The organism is Roseomonas sp. E05 (genome assembly GCF_030063475.1).
Classification (GTDB): Bacteria; Pseudomonadota; Alphaproteobacteria; order Acetobacterales; family Acetobacteraceae; genus Pseudoroseomonas.
Map to the genome: position 1 here is coordinate 51,048 of NZ_JASIRT010000011.1, position 15,509 is coordinate 66,556.

The 15,509-nt window shown below is 72.9% G+C and carries 13 protein-coding genes; 6 read left to right on the forward strand and 7 right to left on the reverse strand.

The features are described 5' to 3' along the window. Window positions 1-54: 54 nt before the first annotated feature. Together QMO56_RS13135 and QMO56_RS13140 are read right to left on the reverse strand one after the other, a co-directional pair. Window positions 55-2,031, reverse strand: a complete 1,977-nt coding sequence (locus QMO56_RS13135; protein WP_283526361.1) for a hydantoinase B/oxoprolinase family protein — start codon at window positions 2,029-2,031, stop codon at window positions 55-57. A gap of 12 nt (window positions 2,032-2,043) precedes the next feature. Continuing rightward, window positions 2,044-4,125, reverse strand: a complete 2,082-nt coding sequence (locus QMO56_RS13140) for a hydantoinase/oxoprolinase family protein (protein WP_283526362.1) — start codon at window positions 4,123-4,125, stop codon at window positions 2,044-2,046. Window positions 4,126-4,328: 203 nt separating this feature from the next. On the opposite strand from QMO56_RS13140, the gene QMO56_RS13145 reads away from it, so the two are divergent. From QMO56_RS13145 to QMO56_RS13170, 6 genes are read left to right on the forward strand one after another with little or no spacing between them, the layout of a single operon-like run. Continuing rightward, complete coding sequence (locus tag QMO56_RS13145; protein WP_283526363.1) at window positions 4,329-4,643, forward strand: (2Fe-2S)-binding protein; 315 nt, start codon at window positions 4,329-4,331, stop codon at window positions 4,641-4,643. Next, a complete protein-coding gene (locus QMO56_RS13150; protein ID WP_283526364.1) occupies window positions 4,625-6,010 on the forward strand; it encodes an FAD/NAD(P)-binding oxidoreductase in 1,386 nt (461 codons plus the stop codon). The genes QMO56_RS13145 and QMO56_RS13150 overlap by 19 nt, the downstream gene beginning before the upstream one ends. After that, the gene (locus QMO56_RS13155; protein ID WP_283526385.1) at window positions 6,007-7,143 is read left to right on the forward strand and encodes an FAD-binding oxidoreductase; all 1,137 of its coding nucleotides are present in this window, start codon (window positions 6,007-6,009) and stop codon (window positions 7,141-7,143) included. The genes QMO56_RS13150 and QMO56_RS13155 overlap by 4 nt, the downstream gene beginning before the upstream one ends. Further along, window positions 7,140-7,619 carry a GNAT family N-acetyltransferase gene (locus QMO56_RS13160; RefSeq protein WP_283526386.1) on the forward strand — a complete coding sequence of 160 codons (480 nt, stop codon included), beginning with the start codon at window positions 7,140-7,142 and terminating at the stop codon, window positions 7,617-7,619. Before QMO56_RS13155 ends, QMO56_RS13160 begins: the two co-directional genes overlap by 4 nt. A gap of 13 nt (window positions 7,620-7,632) precedes the next feature. Then, a complete protein-coding gene (locus QMO56_RS13165) occupies window positions 7,633-9,213 on the forward strand; it encodes an ABC transporter substrate-binding protein (RefSeq protein ID WP_283526387.1) in 1,581 nt (526 codons plus the stop codon). A gap of 4 nt (window positions 9,214-9,217) precedes the next feature. Beyond that, window positions 9,218-10,042, forward strand: a complete 825-nt coding sequence (locus QMO56_RS13170) for a M55 family metallopeptidase (protein WP_283526389.1) — start codon at window positions 9,218-9,220, stop codon at window positions 10,040-10,042. Here the strand turns inward: QMO56_RS13170 and QMO56_RS13175 are convergent. The 5 genes from QMO56_RS13175 to QMO56_RS13195 all read right to left on the reverse strand — a co-directional run bounded on the left by QMO56_RS13175 (window position 10,002) and on the right by QMO56_RS13195 (window position 15,404). Beyond that, window positions 10,002-10,928 (reverse strand): LysR substrate-binding domain-containing protein, encoded by a 927-nt coding sequence (locus QMO56_RS13175; RefSeq protein WP_283526390.1) that lies wholly within the window; start codon window positions 10,926-10,928, stop codon window positions 10,002-10,004. The genes QMO56_RS13170 and QMO56_RS13175 overlap by 41 nt on opposite strands. A 62-nt stretch (window positions 10,929-10,990) precedes the next feature. After that, complete coding sequence (locus tag QMO56_RS13180) at window positions 10,991-12,601, reverse strand: GMC family oxidoreductase (RefSeq protein WP_283526392.1); 1,611 nt, start codon at window positions 12,599-12,601, stop codon at window positions 10,991-10,993. Then, a complete protein-coding gene (locus QMO56_RS13185) occupies window positions 12,598-13,455 on the reverse strand; it encodes a TauD/TfdA family dioxygenase (RefSeq protein ID WP_283526394.1) in 858 nt (285 codons plus the stop codon). The genes QMO56_RS13180 and QMO56_RS13185 overlap by 4 nt, the downstream gene beginning before the upstream one ends. 96 nt (window positions 13,456-13,551) lie before the next feature. Then, entirely contained in the window at window positions 13,552-14,451 is a 900-nt protein-coding gene (locus tag QMO56_RS13190; RefSeq protein ID WP_283526396.1) for a LysR family transcriptional regulator, read from the reverse strand. Between the two features lie 233 nt (window positions 14,452-14,684). Continuing rightward, window positions 14,685-15,404, reverse strand: a complete 720-nt coding sequence (locus QMO56_RS13195) for a GntR family transcriptional regulator (RefSeq protein WP_283526398.1) — start codon at window positions 15,402-15,404, stop codon at window positions 14,685-14,687. Window positions 15,405-15,509 lie beyond the last annotated feature (105 nt).

The window sequence follows — 15,509 nt, forward strand, 5'->3', positions numbered from 1 at the left end:
GGAACCATCCCCGGCCGCAGCCGCCCGCGGATGGCCTGCAACGGTGCGGCCCGGTCAGACGCCTCCGCCGCGCTCGGCCAGCAGCCGCGCGCCGATCCGCGCCATCTGCTCTGCAACGCCGAGGCCGGCTCCCTCCCCCGCCGCCACGGCGGCAAAGAAGCGGCGCTTCAGGAAATGCCGCCAGCGCACGGGCTGCGCCATCAGGAACTCCGTCAGCAGGGCGTACCGCTCGGGCGACCAGACCGCCTCGAACTCCCGCCGGGCCTGGCCCAGGTCGAAATGCGCCGGCGGTGATCTCTCTCCACGCGCGGCACGCAGCGCGGCGGTCGCCGCCCCGTCCACCTTCCCTCCGCGCAACGCCACGCCGTAAGCCTCCCGCGCGGCCGCCTCGGAGATGAAGCCGCTGCGCAGATCGGCCAGGACGAGCGCCGGGTCACGCGTGAACGGATCGCCATAGCCGCCGGCCCCGGCGCCCACCACGCGCACGATGTCGCCCGGCTCGCAGCGCAGGATGTCGGTATTGCCGAGGCTGAGTTCCGCCGGCGTGCCGGGATTGCGCAGGAAGCGCGAGGTCGTGCCGGCCCGGCCGCCCATCACCCCCCAGGAGGCGAAGACCGAACGGTTGCGGTTGCGCGCCGTCACCACGGTGTCGGGCGAGAAGACCTGGAACTCCATCACCGCCGAGAGCCCGCCGCGATACCGTCCGGGGCCGGCACTGTCGGGCCAGAGCCCGTAGCGCCGAAAGAGGATCGGAACCTCGGCCTCGCTGATCTCGATCGGCGTGTTCTTCAGGAAGGCCTGCGCGCCGCCCGCGCCGTTCGGGCCGTCGGAGACCGGCGTGCCGCCGCCGCCGCCGCCCACCGGGCCGATCGAGGCCATCACCGGCCGCCCGTCCCATCCGGTGGTGCGCACATTCATGATCGAGTTGCCGCCCGGCGAGGTGGCCGGCATCTGCTCCGGCAGCGCCAGCGAGAAGGCACCGAAGGTGACGATCTGCGTCAGCATGCAGGTCAGCGAGCGCATGCCCACGGCGGCCGGCGCCACGGCGTTGACCACTGTGCCTTCCGGCATGATGGCGCGCGCCGCGCGCAGCGTGCCGGCGTTCAGCAGCAGCTCGGGGTTGAGCGTGAAGAGCACATAGGTCAGCCCGACCAGGCAGAGCGGATGCCGCTCCCGCCCTCCGGTCGGCATGTTGAGCGAGGAGGCGACCTGCGGGTCGCTGCCGGTGTAGTCGAGTTCCACCGTCTCGTCCCGCACGCGGAGCGTCAGCGCGATGCGGCAGGGCACGCCGCCCTCGCCGTCCTCGTCGGCGAAGTCGGCGAAAAAGTACTCGCCGTTGGGAATGCCGCGGATGACGGCACGCGCCTGCTCCTCGGCATAGTCGAGCATCTGGCGGATGCCGTCGCGGAAGGCCTCGGTGCCGAAGCGGGCGATGATCTCGTGGATCTTGCGCTCGCCGATGTTGACCGAGGCGATCTGCGCCTTGAGGTCGCCCCAGTTCTGCTCCGGCGCGCGGACATTGAGCCGCATGATGCGCAGCACGTCCTCGTTCATCTGGCCGCGGCGCACGAGCCTGAGCGGCGGCACGCGCAGCCCCTCCTGCTCGATCTCGGTCAGCGAGCGCGAGAGCGAGGCCGGCACCGCGCCGCCCACATCGGTGTTGTGGATGTGGCCGACGACGAAGCAGACGATCTCGCCGGCGTGGAAGACGGGCTTCCAGATATGGATGTCGGGCGTGTGGGTGGCGACATTGCCGCTGTAGGGATCGTTGGTGATGCAGATGTCGCCCTCCTCGTAGGAGCCGATCATCTCCAGCACCGGGCCGTAGTCGATGCCGCTGTACCAGGGCGCGCCGAACTGGCGCGGCGAGGCAAAGGCCAGGCCGTCCGGCGTCACCAGCGTGCAGGAGAAATCCTCGGTCTCCTTGACGAAGGCGGAATGCGCGGTGCGCATCAGGGTGAAGGCCATGGCATCGGCGGCGGCGCCGCAATGGTTGGCCAGGATCTGCAGGCTGCGGCGGTCGATCGGCATCCTTCTGCCTCCTCAGCGGCCTTCGGGCGTGATGACGAGGTTCCCGAAGCCGTCCACCACGACGCCGAAGCCGGCCGGGACGCAGGTTGTGCTGTCGGGCTGGGCGATGATGGCGGGCCCGGGAAAGGTGTGTCCGGCGCGCAGCCCCTCGCGGGCATAGAGCGGCACCGGCCGGCGCGCGCCGTCGAGCCAGGCCTCGGCCACCGCCTCCGCGCGGGCGGGCGCCGCCGCCTCGGCCAGCCGCGGCAGCACGGGCTTCGGCGTCTCCCCGGTGACCACCAGCCGCAGCGAGACGATCTGCACCGCGCCCTCGCGGTCGGCATGGCCGTGCAGGCGCTCGTGTCGGGCATGGAAGGCCTCGCGCAGCGCGGCAAGGTCACCGGCCTCGATCCAGCCCGGCTCCAGCGGCGTCTCCACCTCGAAGGACTGGCCGCGATAGCGCATCTCGGCCGAGAGGCTGATCACAGGCGTGCCGCCGAAGCCCTGCTCCTCGACCAGCCAGGCATGGGCCTCGCGCTGCATGGCAACGAGCGCCTCGCGCAGCGCCGCCTCCGCGCCCGGCTCCAGCCCGAGCCAGAGGGTGCGAATGACGTCGTTGCGCAGGTCGGCGACGAGGCCGCCCAGGGCGCTCAGCACGCCGGGCGTCGGCGGCACCACCACGCCCGCCAGGTTCAGCTCGCGCGCCAGGAAGCAGGCCAGCATCGGCCCGGCGCCGCCGAAGGCCAGCATGCGGAAGGCCCGCGCATCCAGCCCGAAGCGCGAGATCAGCCCGCTGGCATCGGCATACATGGCGGAGACGGACAGCTCCAGGATGCTGGCCGCCGTCTCCTCCAGGCCGGTGCCGAGCCGCGCCGCCAGCCGCGCCACCGCCGCGCGCGCCGCCGCCACGTCCAGCCGCACCGCGCTGTAGCCGAGGTCGCTGTGTCCGATCAGCCCGAGCACGGCGACGGCGTCGGTGATGGTCGGCTCGGTGCCGCCCTTGCCGTAGCAGGCCGGGCCGGGCGTGGAGCCGGCGCTGCGCGGCCCCACCTGCAGCACGCCGAAATCATCCACCCAGGCGATCGAGCCACCCCCCTGCCCGATCGAGGTGACGGAGACCGAGGGGATATGGATCTGGAAATCGCCGATCACCTCGCCGCTGCCGTACTCGGCCTCGCCCTCGACGAGCACGGCGAGATCGGCGCTGGTGCCGCCGATATCCAGCGTGAGCAGCCGCGGAAAGCCGCAGGCGCGGGCGATGAAACCCGCCCCGATCACCCCCGAGGCGGTGCCGGAAAGGATCATCTGCACGCATTCGGCGCGCGCCTGGGCAAGCCCCATGACGCCGCCGTTCGACTTGGTGATGCGCGGCGCCGCCGGCACGCCGAGGCCGGAGAGCGTCGCCGCGAAGCGGTCGAGATAGTGCGCCACGCGCGGCTGCACATAGCCGCTGATGCAGGCGGTGATGCTGCGCTCGTATTCGCGGATGATCGGCCAGATGCCGCTGCTGCGGAACACCGGCAGGGCGGGGTCCAGCTCCGCCAGCATCGTCTCGACCGCCCGCTCATGGGCATCGTTGCGCCAGGCGTGCAGCAGCCCGATCACCACCGCCTCGGCGCCCGCCGCGCGCGCCGCCGCGTATGCTGCCGCGACGCGCTCACGGGTGACGGGCGCGAGTTCCCGCCCATCGGCGCGGATCCGCCCGTCGAGGCCGAAGACGCGCGCGCGCGGCACCAGCGGGTCCGGCCGGCGGGCATAGAGGTTGTGGTAGCGCGGCACTTTGAGGCGCGCCATTTCCAGCACGTCCTCGAAGCCCTCGGTGGTCAGCAGCGCCAGCCGCACGCCGTTGCGCTGGATGACGGTATTGATGCCGACCGTGGTGCCATGGGTGAAGTCGGTGACCGCCTCGGGCGCCACGCCGTGGTGCGTGGCCAGCAGGCCGAGCCCCTGCTCGATCTCGGCGCCCGGTGCGTCCGGGCGGGAGAAGACCTTGAGCGTGACGAGCCGCCCATCCGCCTCATCCAGCGCGGCGAAGTCGGTGAAGGAACCGCCTACGTCCACGCCCACGCGCCAGCCCATGCCACCCTCCCTGGTCGAGGTCGTGATGACTGCCACGCGCAGCGCCGGCGGCGCCAATGACTTCTGGCCCGGCGGAGCAAACCCGGGGTTATGGCCCGTTGCACCATAACCCCGGGTTCTGGCGGCTGTGCCGAAAGCGATTGGACCACCGCCGCGCCCCGGCCTGATTCTTGCTGCCGTGAATCGAAGTCCGGCATGGAGGGGGCAGGGATGGCGTGGCGGTTGCAGGCAGGTTTCCGATGAATCCAGCGCCGCCCCCCCTGCTGCGCCGGCTGGGCGAGGCGCATCGCCGGCCCGTGGCATTCACCCTCGATGGGCAGCCCGCGACGGCCCTGGAAGGCGACACGCTGCTCACCGCCATCCTCACCAACGCTTCCGCGCTGCGCCTGTCGGAATTCGGCGACGGGCCGCGCGCCGGCTTCTGCCTGATGGGCGCCTGCCAGGATTGCTGGGTCTGGACCGAGGCGGGCACGCGGCTGCGCGCCTGCGGCACACCCGTCACCGCGGGCCTGCGGATCATGACGAAGGAGGCCCCATGGCCCAGCCTCGGGTGACCATCGTCGGCGCCGGCCCGGCCGGGACGCGCGCCGCCGAGTTGCTGGTCGCCGCCGGGCTGCATCCGCTGCTGGTGGACGAGGCGGCCGACAATGGCGGGCAGATCTATCGCCGCCAGCCCGCCGGCTTCCGGCGCCCGCCCGCAGCGCTCTACGGCACCGAGGCCGGCCGCGCGACGGCCCTGCATGCCAGCTTCGATGCGCTGCGCGGCCGCATCGAGCACTGGCCGGAGAGCCTCGCCTGGAACCTCCGGGATGGCGTGCTGCACGTGCTGCGCGGGGAGCGCAGCCATGCCTTGCCCTTCGATGCCCTGATCCTGGCCACCGGCGCCACCGACCGGCTGATCCCGCTGCCCGGCTGGACGCTGCCCGGCGTCTTCACCCTGGGCGGTGCACAGATCGCGCTGAAGGCGCAGGCCTGCGCCATTGGCCGGCGGGTCGCCTTCCTCGGCTCGGGGCCGCTGCTCTATCTGGTGGCGGCGCAATACGCCAAGGCGGGGGCGGAGGTGGCGGCGGTGCTCGACACCGCGCCCGCCGGTGCGCGCTGGCGTGCCCTGCCGCTGATGGCCGCGCGCCCCGCCCTGCTGGCCAAGGGCGCGGCGCTGCTCGCCCGGCTGCGCCGCGCCGGAGTGCCGGTGCATCGCGGCGTGACGCCGCTCCGCCTGTGCCCAGACGCCTCCGGCGCGCGGCTCGGCGGCATCGCCTTCCGCCAGGCCGACGGCCGCGAGGCCGTGCTCGACTGTGACGCCTCCGGCCTCGGCTGGCACCTGCGCGCCGAGACGCAGCTCGCCGGCCTCGCCGGCTGCGGCTTCGACTTCGACCGGGCGAGCCGGCAATGGCTGCCGCGCATCGACGCGGATGGCCGCAGCGAGGTGCCGGGCCTTTACATGGCCGGTGACGGCGTGCGGCTGCTGGGCGCGGATGGCGCCGAGATCGCGGGCCGGCTGGCGGCGCTTGCGGTGCTGCGGGATCTCGGCTTCGCCCCGCCGGCGGGCGCTGATCCCGCCGCGCTGCGCCGCCGACGCCAGGCGATGGACCGCTTCCGCCGCGGCCTCGCCATCGCCTTCCCCTGGCCGGCACAGCTCGTCGCCGGCCTGCCGGACGAGACGCTGGTCTGCCGCTGCGAGGCCATCACCGCGGGCGAGTTGCGCCGCAGCGCAGGCGCCCTCGATGCGCCCGAGGTGAACCGCGCCAAGGCCTTCAGCCGCGTCGGCATGGGGCGCTGCCAGGGGCGGATGTGCGGGCTGGCGGGCGCCGAGATCCTGGCCGCCGCGCGCGGCGTGCCGGTGGAGGAGGTCGGCCGGCTGCGCGGTCAGGCGCCGGTGAAGCCGCTGCCCGTCGCCGCTCTCCGGGAGGAGGAGGCATGAGCGACAACCGCGCCGACGTGCTGGTGCTGGGCGGCGGGCTGATGGGCGCCGCCACCGCCTTCTTCCTGCGCCGCCGGGGCCTCTCCGTCATCCTGCTGGAGCGCGGGCTGGTCGGGCAGCAGGCGAGCGGCGTCAATTTCGGCAATGTCCGGCGGCAGGGGCGCTTTCCGCCACAACTGCCGCTGGCCAACCGCTCCCGTGCCCTCTGGGGCCAGCTGCCGGAACTGCTCGGCGAGGATATCGAGTTCCTGCCCAGCGGCCATCTGCGCGTCGCCTATACCGACGAGGCGGCCGGCATGATGGAGGCCTATCGCGAGGCTGCCCGCCCCTACGGGCTGAAGCTTGAGGTGCTGAGCGGCAACGCGGTGCGCGCGCGCTTCCCCTGGCTCTCGGCGGAGGTGCGCGCCGGCTCCTGGTCGGCCGAGGACGGGCACGCCAATCCGCGCCTGGCCGCCCCCGCCTTCGCCCGCGCCGCGCGGCGCGCCGGCGCGCGTATCGAGGAGAACACCGAGGTGCTCGCCATCGAGCGCGAGGCCGCCGGCTGGCGGCTCGATGCCGCCGATGGCCGCGCCTTCCGCGCCCCGGTGCTGCAGGTCTCGGCCGGCGCCTGGGGCGGGCGGCTCGCCGCGCAGCTCGGCGAACCCGTGCCGATCGTCGTGCGCGGGCCGCAGATGGGCGTGACGGAACCGGTGCCCTATGCCCTCACCCCCGTCCTCGGCGTGACGGCGACGGTGGTCGGCGAGGTGATCTACCTGCGGCAGGTGACGCGCGGCAACATCGTCTTCGGCGGCGTCGGCCACGGGCCGGCCGACCTCGACACGTGCCGCGCCCGCGTCGAGCCCGCCATCACGCTGCGGCAGTTCATCCAGCTCCGCCGCATGGTGCCGGCGCTCGGCGCGCTGCGGATCATCCGCACCTGGAGCGGCATCGAGGGCTATATGCATGACGAGATCCCGGTGATGGGGCCGAGCGCCCGCTGGCCGGATCTGTTCTACGCCTTCGGCTTCTGCGGCGCCGGCTTCCAGCTCGGCCCGGGCGTGGGCGACGTGATGGCCGAGCTGATCGCGGCGGGCCGGAGCACGACGCCGATCGAACCCTTCCACATCGCCCGCTTCGCCGCCAAGGCCGCATGATCCCGCCGCCGCTGCCCTTCGAGACCATGATCCTGGAGCGGCGGCACGGCCCCTACCGCCTCTCCACCGACCGCGCGCTGCTCGATCTCGACGCGATCCACCGCTTCCTCGCGGAGGACTCCTACTGGGCGCGCGGCATCGGGCGCGGGCTGGTGGAGCGCGCCATCCGCGGCTCGCTGCCGCTCGGCGCCTATGACGCCGGGGGGCGGCTGGCCGGCTTCGCCCGCGCCGTCACCGACGGCGCCGTCTTCGGCTATCTGCGCGACGTCTTCGTGCTGCCGGCGCATCGCGGCCGCGGCCTCGGGCGCGCACTCACCGCCGCCCTGCTGGAGCACCCCGACCTCGCCGGCCTGCGCAACTGGATGCTGGCGACCGAGGATGCCCACAGCCTCTATGCCACGCTCGGCTTCGCCCCGGTCGCCAACCCCGCGCGCCTGATGCAGCGCCGGCGCCCACCGGACGCCCCCGCTTCCTGAAGGAGACCCGACCATGCCGCTGAAGCCCCGCCACCGGCCGGCCATTCCGCTGGCCCTCGCCGCCCTGCTCCTGGCCACGCCCGCCCTGGGACAGTCGATCCTGCGGATGGGCATCAGCGCGGCGCCGGGCTCGGTGGACCCGCATTTCAACCAGGGCACCTCCACCCAGACCCTGACCTACCATGTCTTCGAGACCCTCACCGACCGGCGTCCCGATTCCAGCCTCGCCCCCGGCCTGGCGCTGAGCTGGAAGCCGGTCGCGGACGATGTCTGGGAGTTCAGGCTGCGCCCCGGCGTGCGCTTCTCCGATGGCCAGCCCTTCACCGCCGACGACGTCGCCTTCACCATCGCCCGCGTGCCGAAGGTGCCGAACGCCACGGCGAGCTATGCCGGACAGACCCGCTCCATCCGGCGCGTCGAGGTGGTGGACCCGCTGACGGTGCGCTTCCACACCGATGGCCCCTCGCCCAACCTGCCGATCGACCTTGCCGTGGTCGGTATCGTCTCGCGCCATGCCGGCGAGGGCGCCACCACCGAGGACTACAATGCCCTCAAGGCCGCCATCGGCACCGGCCCCTTCATCCTGCGCTCCTTCGTGCCGGGGACCGAGGCGAAGCTGGAACGCAACCCAGGCTGGTGGGGCCCGAAGCCGGACTGGGACGCGGTGGAGTTCCGCTACATCGCCAATCCCGGCGCGCGCTCGGCGGCGCTGCTCTCCGGCGGCGTGGACCTGATCGACCTGCCTTCGCCCAACGACCTGCCGCGCTTCCGCAACGACCCCGGCATCTCCCTCTTCTCCACCCAGGGGCTGCGGCTGGTCTATCTGGCGCCCAACCAGGCGGCCGAGGTGGCGCCCTTCATCACCGGCAATGACGGCCAGCCGCTGCCGCGCAATCCGCTGCGCGACCAGCGGGTGCGGCGCGCGCTCTCGGTCGCCATCAACCGCACCGGCCTCACCGAGCGGGTGATGCAGGGCACCGCCGAGCCGAACGGCCAGTTCATGCCCCGGGGCACCTACTCCTACAACCCCGGCATTCCCGTGCCGCCCTACGACCCGGCGCTGGCGCGGAAGCTGCTGGCCGAGGCCGGCTATCCCGACGGCTTCCGCATGACGCTGCACGTGGCGCAGAACGCCCGGCCGACCGACCCGGTCTCGGCCCAGGCGATCGCGCAGATGTGGACCCGCGCCGGCGTGCAGACCGAGGTCGAGACCATGCCGCTTTCCGCCTACAGCCCGCGCGCCGCGAAGATGGAGTTCGCCGCCACGATGTGGGGCTGGGCCAGCCCGGGCCATGCCGGCCATCCGCTGATCAGCGTGCTCAGCAGCTACAACCGCGAGCAGCTGACCGGCAGCTTCAACCGCGAGGGCTATTCCAACCCAGCGCTCGACGCGCTGGTCCAGCGCGCCGTCACCACCCTCGACGACGGCGCGCGCGAGCGGCTGTTCCGGGAAGCGATGGCCATGGCGATGGAGGACGTCGCCGTCATTCCGCTCTACCAGCTCACCAATATCTGGGCGACGCGCAAGGGCATCACCTACGAGGCCAGCGGCTACGACTACACCCGCGCCGTGCTGGCGCATCAGGCGCGCTGAGCCGATGCGCCTCTACATCTCCGCCGACATCGAGGGCATCGCCGGCGTCGTCTCGCGCCAGCAGACCCTGCCCTCGGGCCTGGAATACGAGGCGGCGCGACGCTGGATGACCGACAGCGTCGCCGCCGCCGCCGAGGCCGCCTTCGCCATGGGCGCCGAGGAGGTGGTGGCCTGCGACAGCCATCTCGCCTCGCAGAACATGATGATCGACCGCCTGCCGGAGCGGGTGCAGCTCATCCGTGGCGTGCGCCGGCCGCTCGGCATGGTGGCCGGCATCGACGAGGGGCGCTTCGACGGCGCCCTCTTCATCGGCTGGCACACCGGCAGCACGCACCGCTCCGGCGTGCTGGGGCACACCATGCGCGGCCTGGTGCTGCGCGAGGTGCGGCTCAACGGCCGGGTGGTCTCGGAGGCCGGCTTCTACCACCCGCTGCTCGGCCAGTTCGGCGTGCCGCTGATCGGCATCTCCGGCGACGACGCCTTCGTCGAGGAGACGCGCGGGCTGGTGGGCGATGTCGAGGCGGCGGTGGTGAAATGGGCCTATGGCCATCTCGCCGCGCGCAGCCTGACGCCGGCCGCGGCGCAGGCGGAGATCGCCGCCATGACGCGCCGCGCCCTCGGGCGGCTCGCCGACTTCCGCCCGGCCCCAATCGAAGGACCGATCGCGCTGGATGTGGTGTTCAAGCACCGCCCCCCGGCTGACACCCTCGCGCTGCTGCCGCAGGTGGAGCGGCTCGACGCCTACAGCATCCGCGTGATGGTGCCGGACATGCGCGGCGCCTCGAACTTCATGGCCGTCGTGACCGGCTACGACCCGACGGAGCAGTAGCATCGCCCGCGCCGCCGATGGCGGCGCGGATATCCTCGGCGATGTCGCGCACGAAGCGCGAGGCCGGCCGCGTGCCCGAGGTGACGAGGCTGAGGCTCATCAGCACGCGCGGCAGGAAAGGCCGCGCCACCACGCCGGGGAACTCCGCCCAGGGCAGCATCCCGTCCACCAGCCCGACGCCGAGCCCCGCCTGCACCAGCGGCAGCGCGGCGATCGCGGTGGCGACCTCGACATGCACCTGCCGCGACAGCCCGGCGCGCTCGAAGGCGGCATCCAGCAGCGGCCCGACATCGGCATGCGAGCCATAGGAGATCAGCCGCTCGCCCTCCAGGTCGGCGGGCTCGATGGCGGCGCGGCGGGCCAGCGGCGAGGCCGCCGGGATCAGCGCCACCACCGCCGCCGTCGTCAACAGCTCGGCCTGCACCATCGGCACCCGGATGGCCGAGAGGGTGAGGCCGAGATCCACCTCCCCCACCAGGATCTTCTCGCTCAGCTCCTCGGCCGAGAGGGTGCGCAGCAGCACCTTCACGCCGGGATGCCGCGCCTGGAAGGCGGTCAGCGCCGCCGGCAGCACGGCGAAGCTGGGCGGCGCGCTGGCCCCGATGCGCAACAGCCCGACGCGCCGCTCCCGGATGCGGATGGCGAGGTCGCGCACCGTCTCGATCTCGCGGAAGACACGGTCGGCATCGGCGAAAAGAAGCTGCGCCTCCGCCGTCGGGTGCAGCCGGCCACCGGCGCGCTCGAACAGCCGATAGCCGAGCTGGCTCTCCAGATGACGCAGGATCTTGCTGACGGCAGGCTGCGAAACGTTCAGGAACTGCGCGGCGGCGGTGAGGGTGCCGCTGCGCATGATGGCGCGGAAGACTTCGAGCTGGCGAGCATTCATGCCACGAGCATAGGGTCACGCAGCGGCGCCGCACCATGCCCCCGCGGACCCTGGCCAGGTGATCATGCCGGCCGGATCATGGAAGCGGCCTTCTCCGCGATCATGATCGTCGCGGCATTGGTGTTGGCGGATACCAGGCTCGGCATCACCGAGGCATCGGCAATGCGCAGCGCGCCGAGCCCGTGCACGCGGAGGTCGGGCGCGACCACCGACTGCGGATCCACTCCCATCCGGCAGGTGCCGGCGGCGTGGTACACGGTCGATCCGCGCGCCCGGGCATGGGCAAGCAGCGCCTCATCCTCCTCGCAGCACCCGCCCGGCACGGTTTCGGGCCCGCGGAAGCGCGCCAGGGCTTTCGTCCCGAGCAGCCGGCGCGCCCAGCGCAGGCCGGCCACCGCGGCGGCGCGGTCCTCCGGCGCGGCGAGGTAGTTCGGCTGAATCATCGGCGCCACAGCCGGGTCAGGGCCGCGCAGCCGCACATGGCCACGGCTCTCCGGCCGCAACTGCCAGACCCCGAGCGTCATGCCCGGCTCGCGCTCCAGCACCCCGGTGACGCCCCCCTCCTGATAGCTCGCCGGTGTGAAGACGAACTGCAGATCCGGCTCCTCCAGATGCGGCATGGAGCGGAGGAAGACACCCGCATGGGCCGGGCTGAAGGCGAGCAGTCCCCGGCGGCTGGCGAGCCAGGCGACAATCTCGGCGCCGAGGCGAAGGCCACGCGCACGCTCGTTCAGCGTTCCGGCGCCGGTGACGCGCCGCGCCACGCGCAGCGCATAGTGGTCCTGGAGCCCCTCCCCGACCCCTGGCAGCTCGTGCGCAGGCGGCACGCCGGCCGCACGCAACGGGTCCGCCGGCCCGATGCCGGAGAGCTGCAGCAGGTGGGGCGAGCCGATCGCGCCCGCGGCGAGCACCACCTCACGGCGCGCCGTCGCCCGCAGCAGCCGGCCGCCCTGGCGGAACACCACGGCCGTCGCGCGGCGCCCCTCAAGCTCGATCCGCACCGCCTGGGCATGCGTCTCGACCCGCAGGTTCGGGCGGCGCAGCGCGGGCCGCAGGAAGGCCGTGGCGGCGCTGACGCGCCGCCCGTTGCGGATGCTGCGCTGATAGTAGAAGGCGCCTTCCTGCCGCGCGCCGTTGTAGTCGGGATTGCGGGGCAGGCCCAGCTCCGCCGCGCCGGCCAGGAAGGCTTCGCAGAGCGGGTGCCGCGCATGGATGTCGGAGACATGCTGCGGCCCGCCCGTCCCGCGCCAGGCATCGGCGCCGGCGCTGCGGTTCTCGGCCTGGCGGAAGAAGGGCAGGACGTCCGCATAGGACCAGCCCCGGCAGCCCCGCTGTGCCCAGGTGTCGAAGTCGCGCGCCTGGCCGCGCACCCAGAGATGACCGTTGATCGCACTGGAGCCGCCGAGCACCTTCCCGCGCGGGAAGAAGATCCGGCGCCCATCCACCTCCGGGCCCGGCTCCGTCTCGAAGCACCAGTTGAAGCGGGGGTCCCGGAAGGTCTTCAGGAAGCCGGCGGGAACGTGCAGGTAGGGGTGGCGGTCCGGCCCGCCGGCCTCCAGCAGCAGCACGCGGCTGCGTCCATCCTCGGTCAGGCGGTTCGCCAGGACGCAGCCGGCGGAGCCGGCACCGACGACGAGATAGTCCCACTCGCCGTCGAGCTGCTCGGCCATCATGCGGCGGCGGCGCTCCGCGGCGCCTCGCCGGCGATCGTCGTGCGCACCATGTGCCGCCGCTCGGCGCTGCTGGCGAAGGGCGTGGCGCGATGCAGAACCGCGCGGTTGTCCCACAGCACGAGGTCGTGCCGCGACCAGCGATGGGCATAGACGAAGCGCGGCTGCGTCGCGAAGGCCATCGCCTCCTCGATCAGCGCGCGGCCTTCCGTCTCGTCCATGCCCTCGATGCCGCGCGCATGGGCGCCGAGATAGAGCGCCTCCCCCTGCGGCCCGTCGAGCACCACGGGGTGGCGCACCGGCGGCCAGTCCTGGCGCTCCGCCGCGGTGACCAGCTCGGGCATGATGCGGCTGCGCGACCAGCCGAAGTCATGCACGGCGGTCCGGCCGCGCAGGCCCGCGCGCAGCGGCCCGGGCATGGCCTCCCAGGCGGCGCGCATGCTGGCGAACTCCGTGTCGCCGCCCTGGCCGGGGATCTCCCGCGCGGACAGCATGGAGGCGCGCGCCGGCACCGGCTTGAAGCTGCTGTCCGCGTGCCAGAGGCGGTTGGCGCGGTTGTTCAGCACCTGCCGGTCGGTGGGCGGCGCGATCTGCCCGTCGGGGCCGACATTGGTCAGCACTAGCAGATGGCCACCCGCACCGTTGGCACCCGCGCGGGTCTGCTCCAGCGGGCCGAGCCGGGCGCTGAAGGCGAGTTGGGCGTCGTCGTCGATGGCCTGTTCCGGGAAGACCAGCACGGAGAACCGCTCGAAGGCCTCGCGCACCGCCTGCATCACGGCGTCGTCGGGAGGCTGGCGGAGGTCGAGGCCCGATAGGCGGGCGGCAAACAGCGGATGCAGCGGCTCAATGTGCAGCATGACGGCTCCTCCGTTTTTGTTGGGGGCCAGAATGCCGCCTGCCCGCGGAGCGGGATAAGCCTGCATTCCAGGAAAACACTTTCCCCCAATCCGGGCTTATCCAGGCCCGAGCCGCGCCCGCAGATGGGCCACGAAGGCGGTGACCTTGGCCGGAACGGGCTCGGCGCGCGCATGAATGGCATAGATCGGCGCGTCGAAGCCCGCGGGATGCGCCGCTATCTCCGGCAGGCAGGCGACGAGCCGCCCAGCGGCCAGATCGGCGCCCACCATCCACTCCGGCAGCAGTACCAGGCCGAGCCCGTCCAGCGCCGCCTGACGCAGCGCCTCGCCGCTGTTGGAGCGGAGCGGACCCACAACCTCCAGCACCTGCCGGCCCTGCGGAGCGTCGAAGATCCAGACCACCGGCTCCGCCTCGCGCCGGTAGCCAAGGCAGTCATGCGCCAGGACATCCTGCGGGCGCCTAGGCGGCGGCCGCCGCGCCAGATAGGCAGGGCTTGCGCAGAGGATCCGCCGCGCGCTGGCCAGCGGGTGTCCGACCAGCGACTTCTCCGCGGGCAGGCCGTGCCGGATCACCAGATCCACGCCGTTGGCCGGCGCAATGTCCGGAAGCTCCGTCAGGGCCAGGTCGAGGCTCACCTCCGGGAAGGCCTCCCGGAACCCGCGCAGCGACGGGACGACATGCAGCAGGGCGAAGGAGCGGCGCGCCAGCACGCGCAGCATGCCGCGGGGCCGGTCCTGCAGTTCGCGCGTCTCGCGCAGCGCGCCATCAAGCTCACCGAGCAGCGGTGCGAGGCGCCGGTACAGCGCCTCGCCGGCCTCGGTCGGCGCGAGATGGCGGGTCGTGCGGTTCAGCAGCCGGACGCCGAGCTCTGCTTCCAGGTCCTGCAGCCCCTTGGAGGCCGCCGTGCTGGAGAGGCCGAGCGCACGGCCGGCGCCGGAAATCCCCCGCCGCTCGACGGCGCAAAGGAACAGCCGCAAGGCGGTCAGGCGATCCATGGCGCGGTGATCCTCCTCCAGGTCTGGCCGCCTGGTCGCGCCGGTCCGCCCATGCCGTCTCCCTTCATGGCGTCCAGCGGATCAGGAGGCGCGCGCAAGATCAAGGGCGTCATCCAGCGGACAAGTCCGGGGAGAAGGGCATTCTGCTGCATCCACGGCGCAAGGGGGCGGCATCCGTCGCATGAGCCCGGAGACGTAATCGAAATCGTGCGCGGCCCGCCCGCCGCCCGGCCTCAGCGGTTCGGCCGCAGCAGGGGCAGCCCTTCGGGGCCGGCGCCGGCATCCCCGGCGAAGCGGATCTCCTTCAGCAGGAAGGCCGTGGCGTCGCGGATCTCGGTCTCCAGTTCCTCCGCCGCGCGGGCGCCCTCCCCGGCACGCAGCGCCTCCAGGATCTGGGCGTGGCGATGCGCCTGCTCGGCCGGGCGGCTCATCAGCATCCAGCGCGCCTCCCAGAACAACGGCCCGCGCCGCAGCCACAGGCTTTCGATCATGCCCAGGAGCAGCGGCGCCTCGGCCCGGCGATAGAGCGTGAAGAGGAACTCACGGTCGACGCGCAGGAACTCCTCCGGCTTGCCGCCGGTACGCGTGCCGGCATGTCCGGCCAGCAGCTGCTCCAGCGCCTCCAGGGTCGCTGCGTCCAGCTGCGGCACGGCCAGCCGCAGCGCCAGCGGCTCCAGAGCCGCGCGCACCTCGCCCAACTCCAGGAAGGCCGCCCGGGTCAGGCGGGGCACGATGGCGGTCCCGGAGGCGGTGATGTCCAGTGCCTGCTCGGCCGCCAGCCGGCGCAGCGCGGCGCGCACGGGCATGGGGCTGGTGCCCAGCGCCGTGGCGACGCGCCGCAGGGAGAGCTTGTCGCCCGGCGCGAAGGTACCCTCCACCAGGGCTTGGCGCAGGCGGCGATAGGCCTGTTCCTCCAGCGGCGGGGGCTCGGGGGAGGGATCGGGCGAATTCACTGAGATTCCGGTTGCTCGCATTTCGTGATCACAATAGCATTGATTCCGAGATGGCAAAGGTGCCCGCCTGGCGGCCGGAAGTTGCCAGGGCCAGCGCCGCCTTCT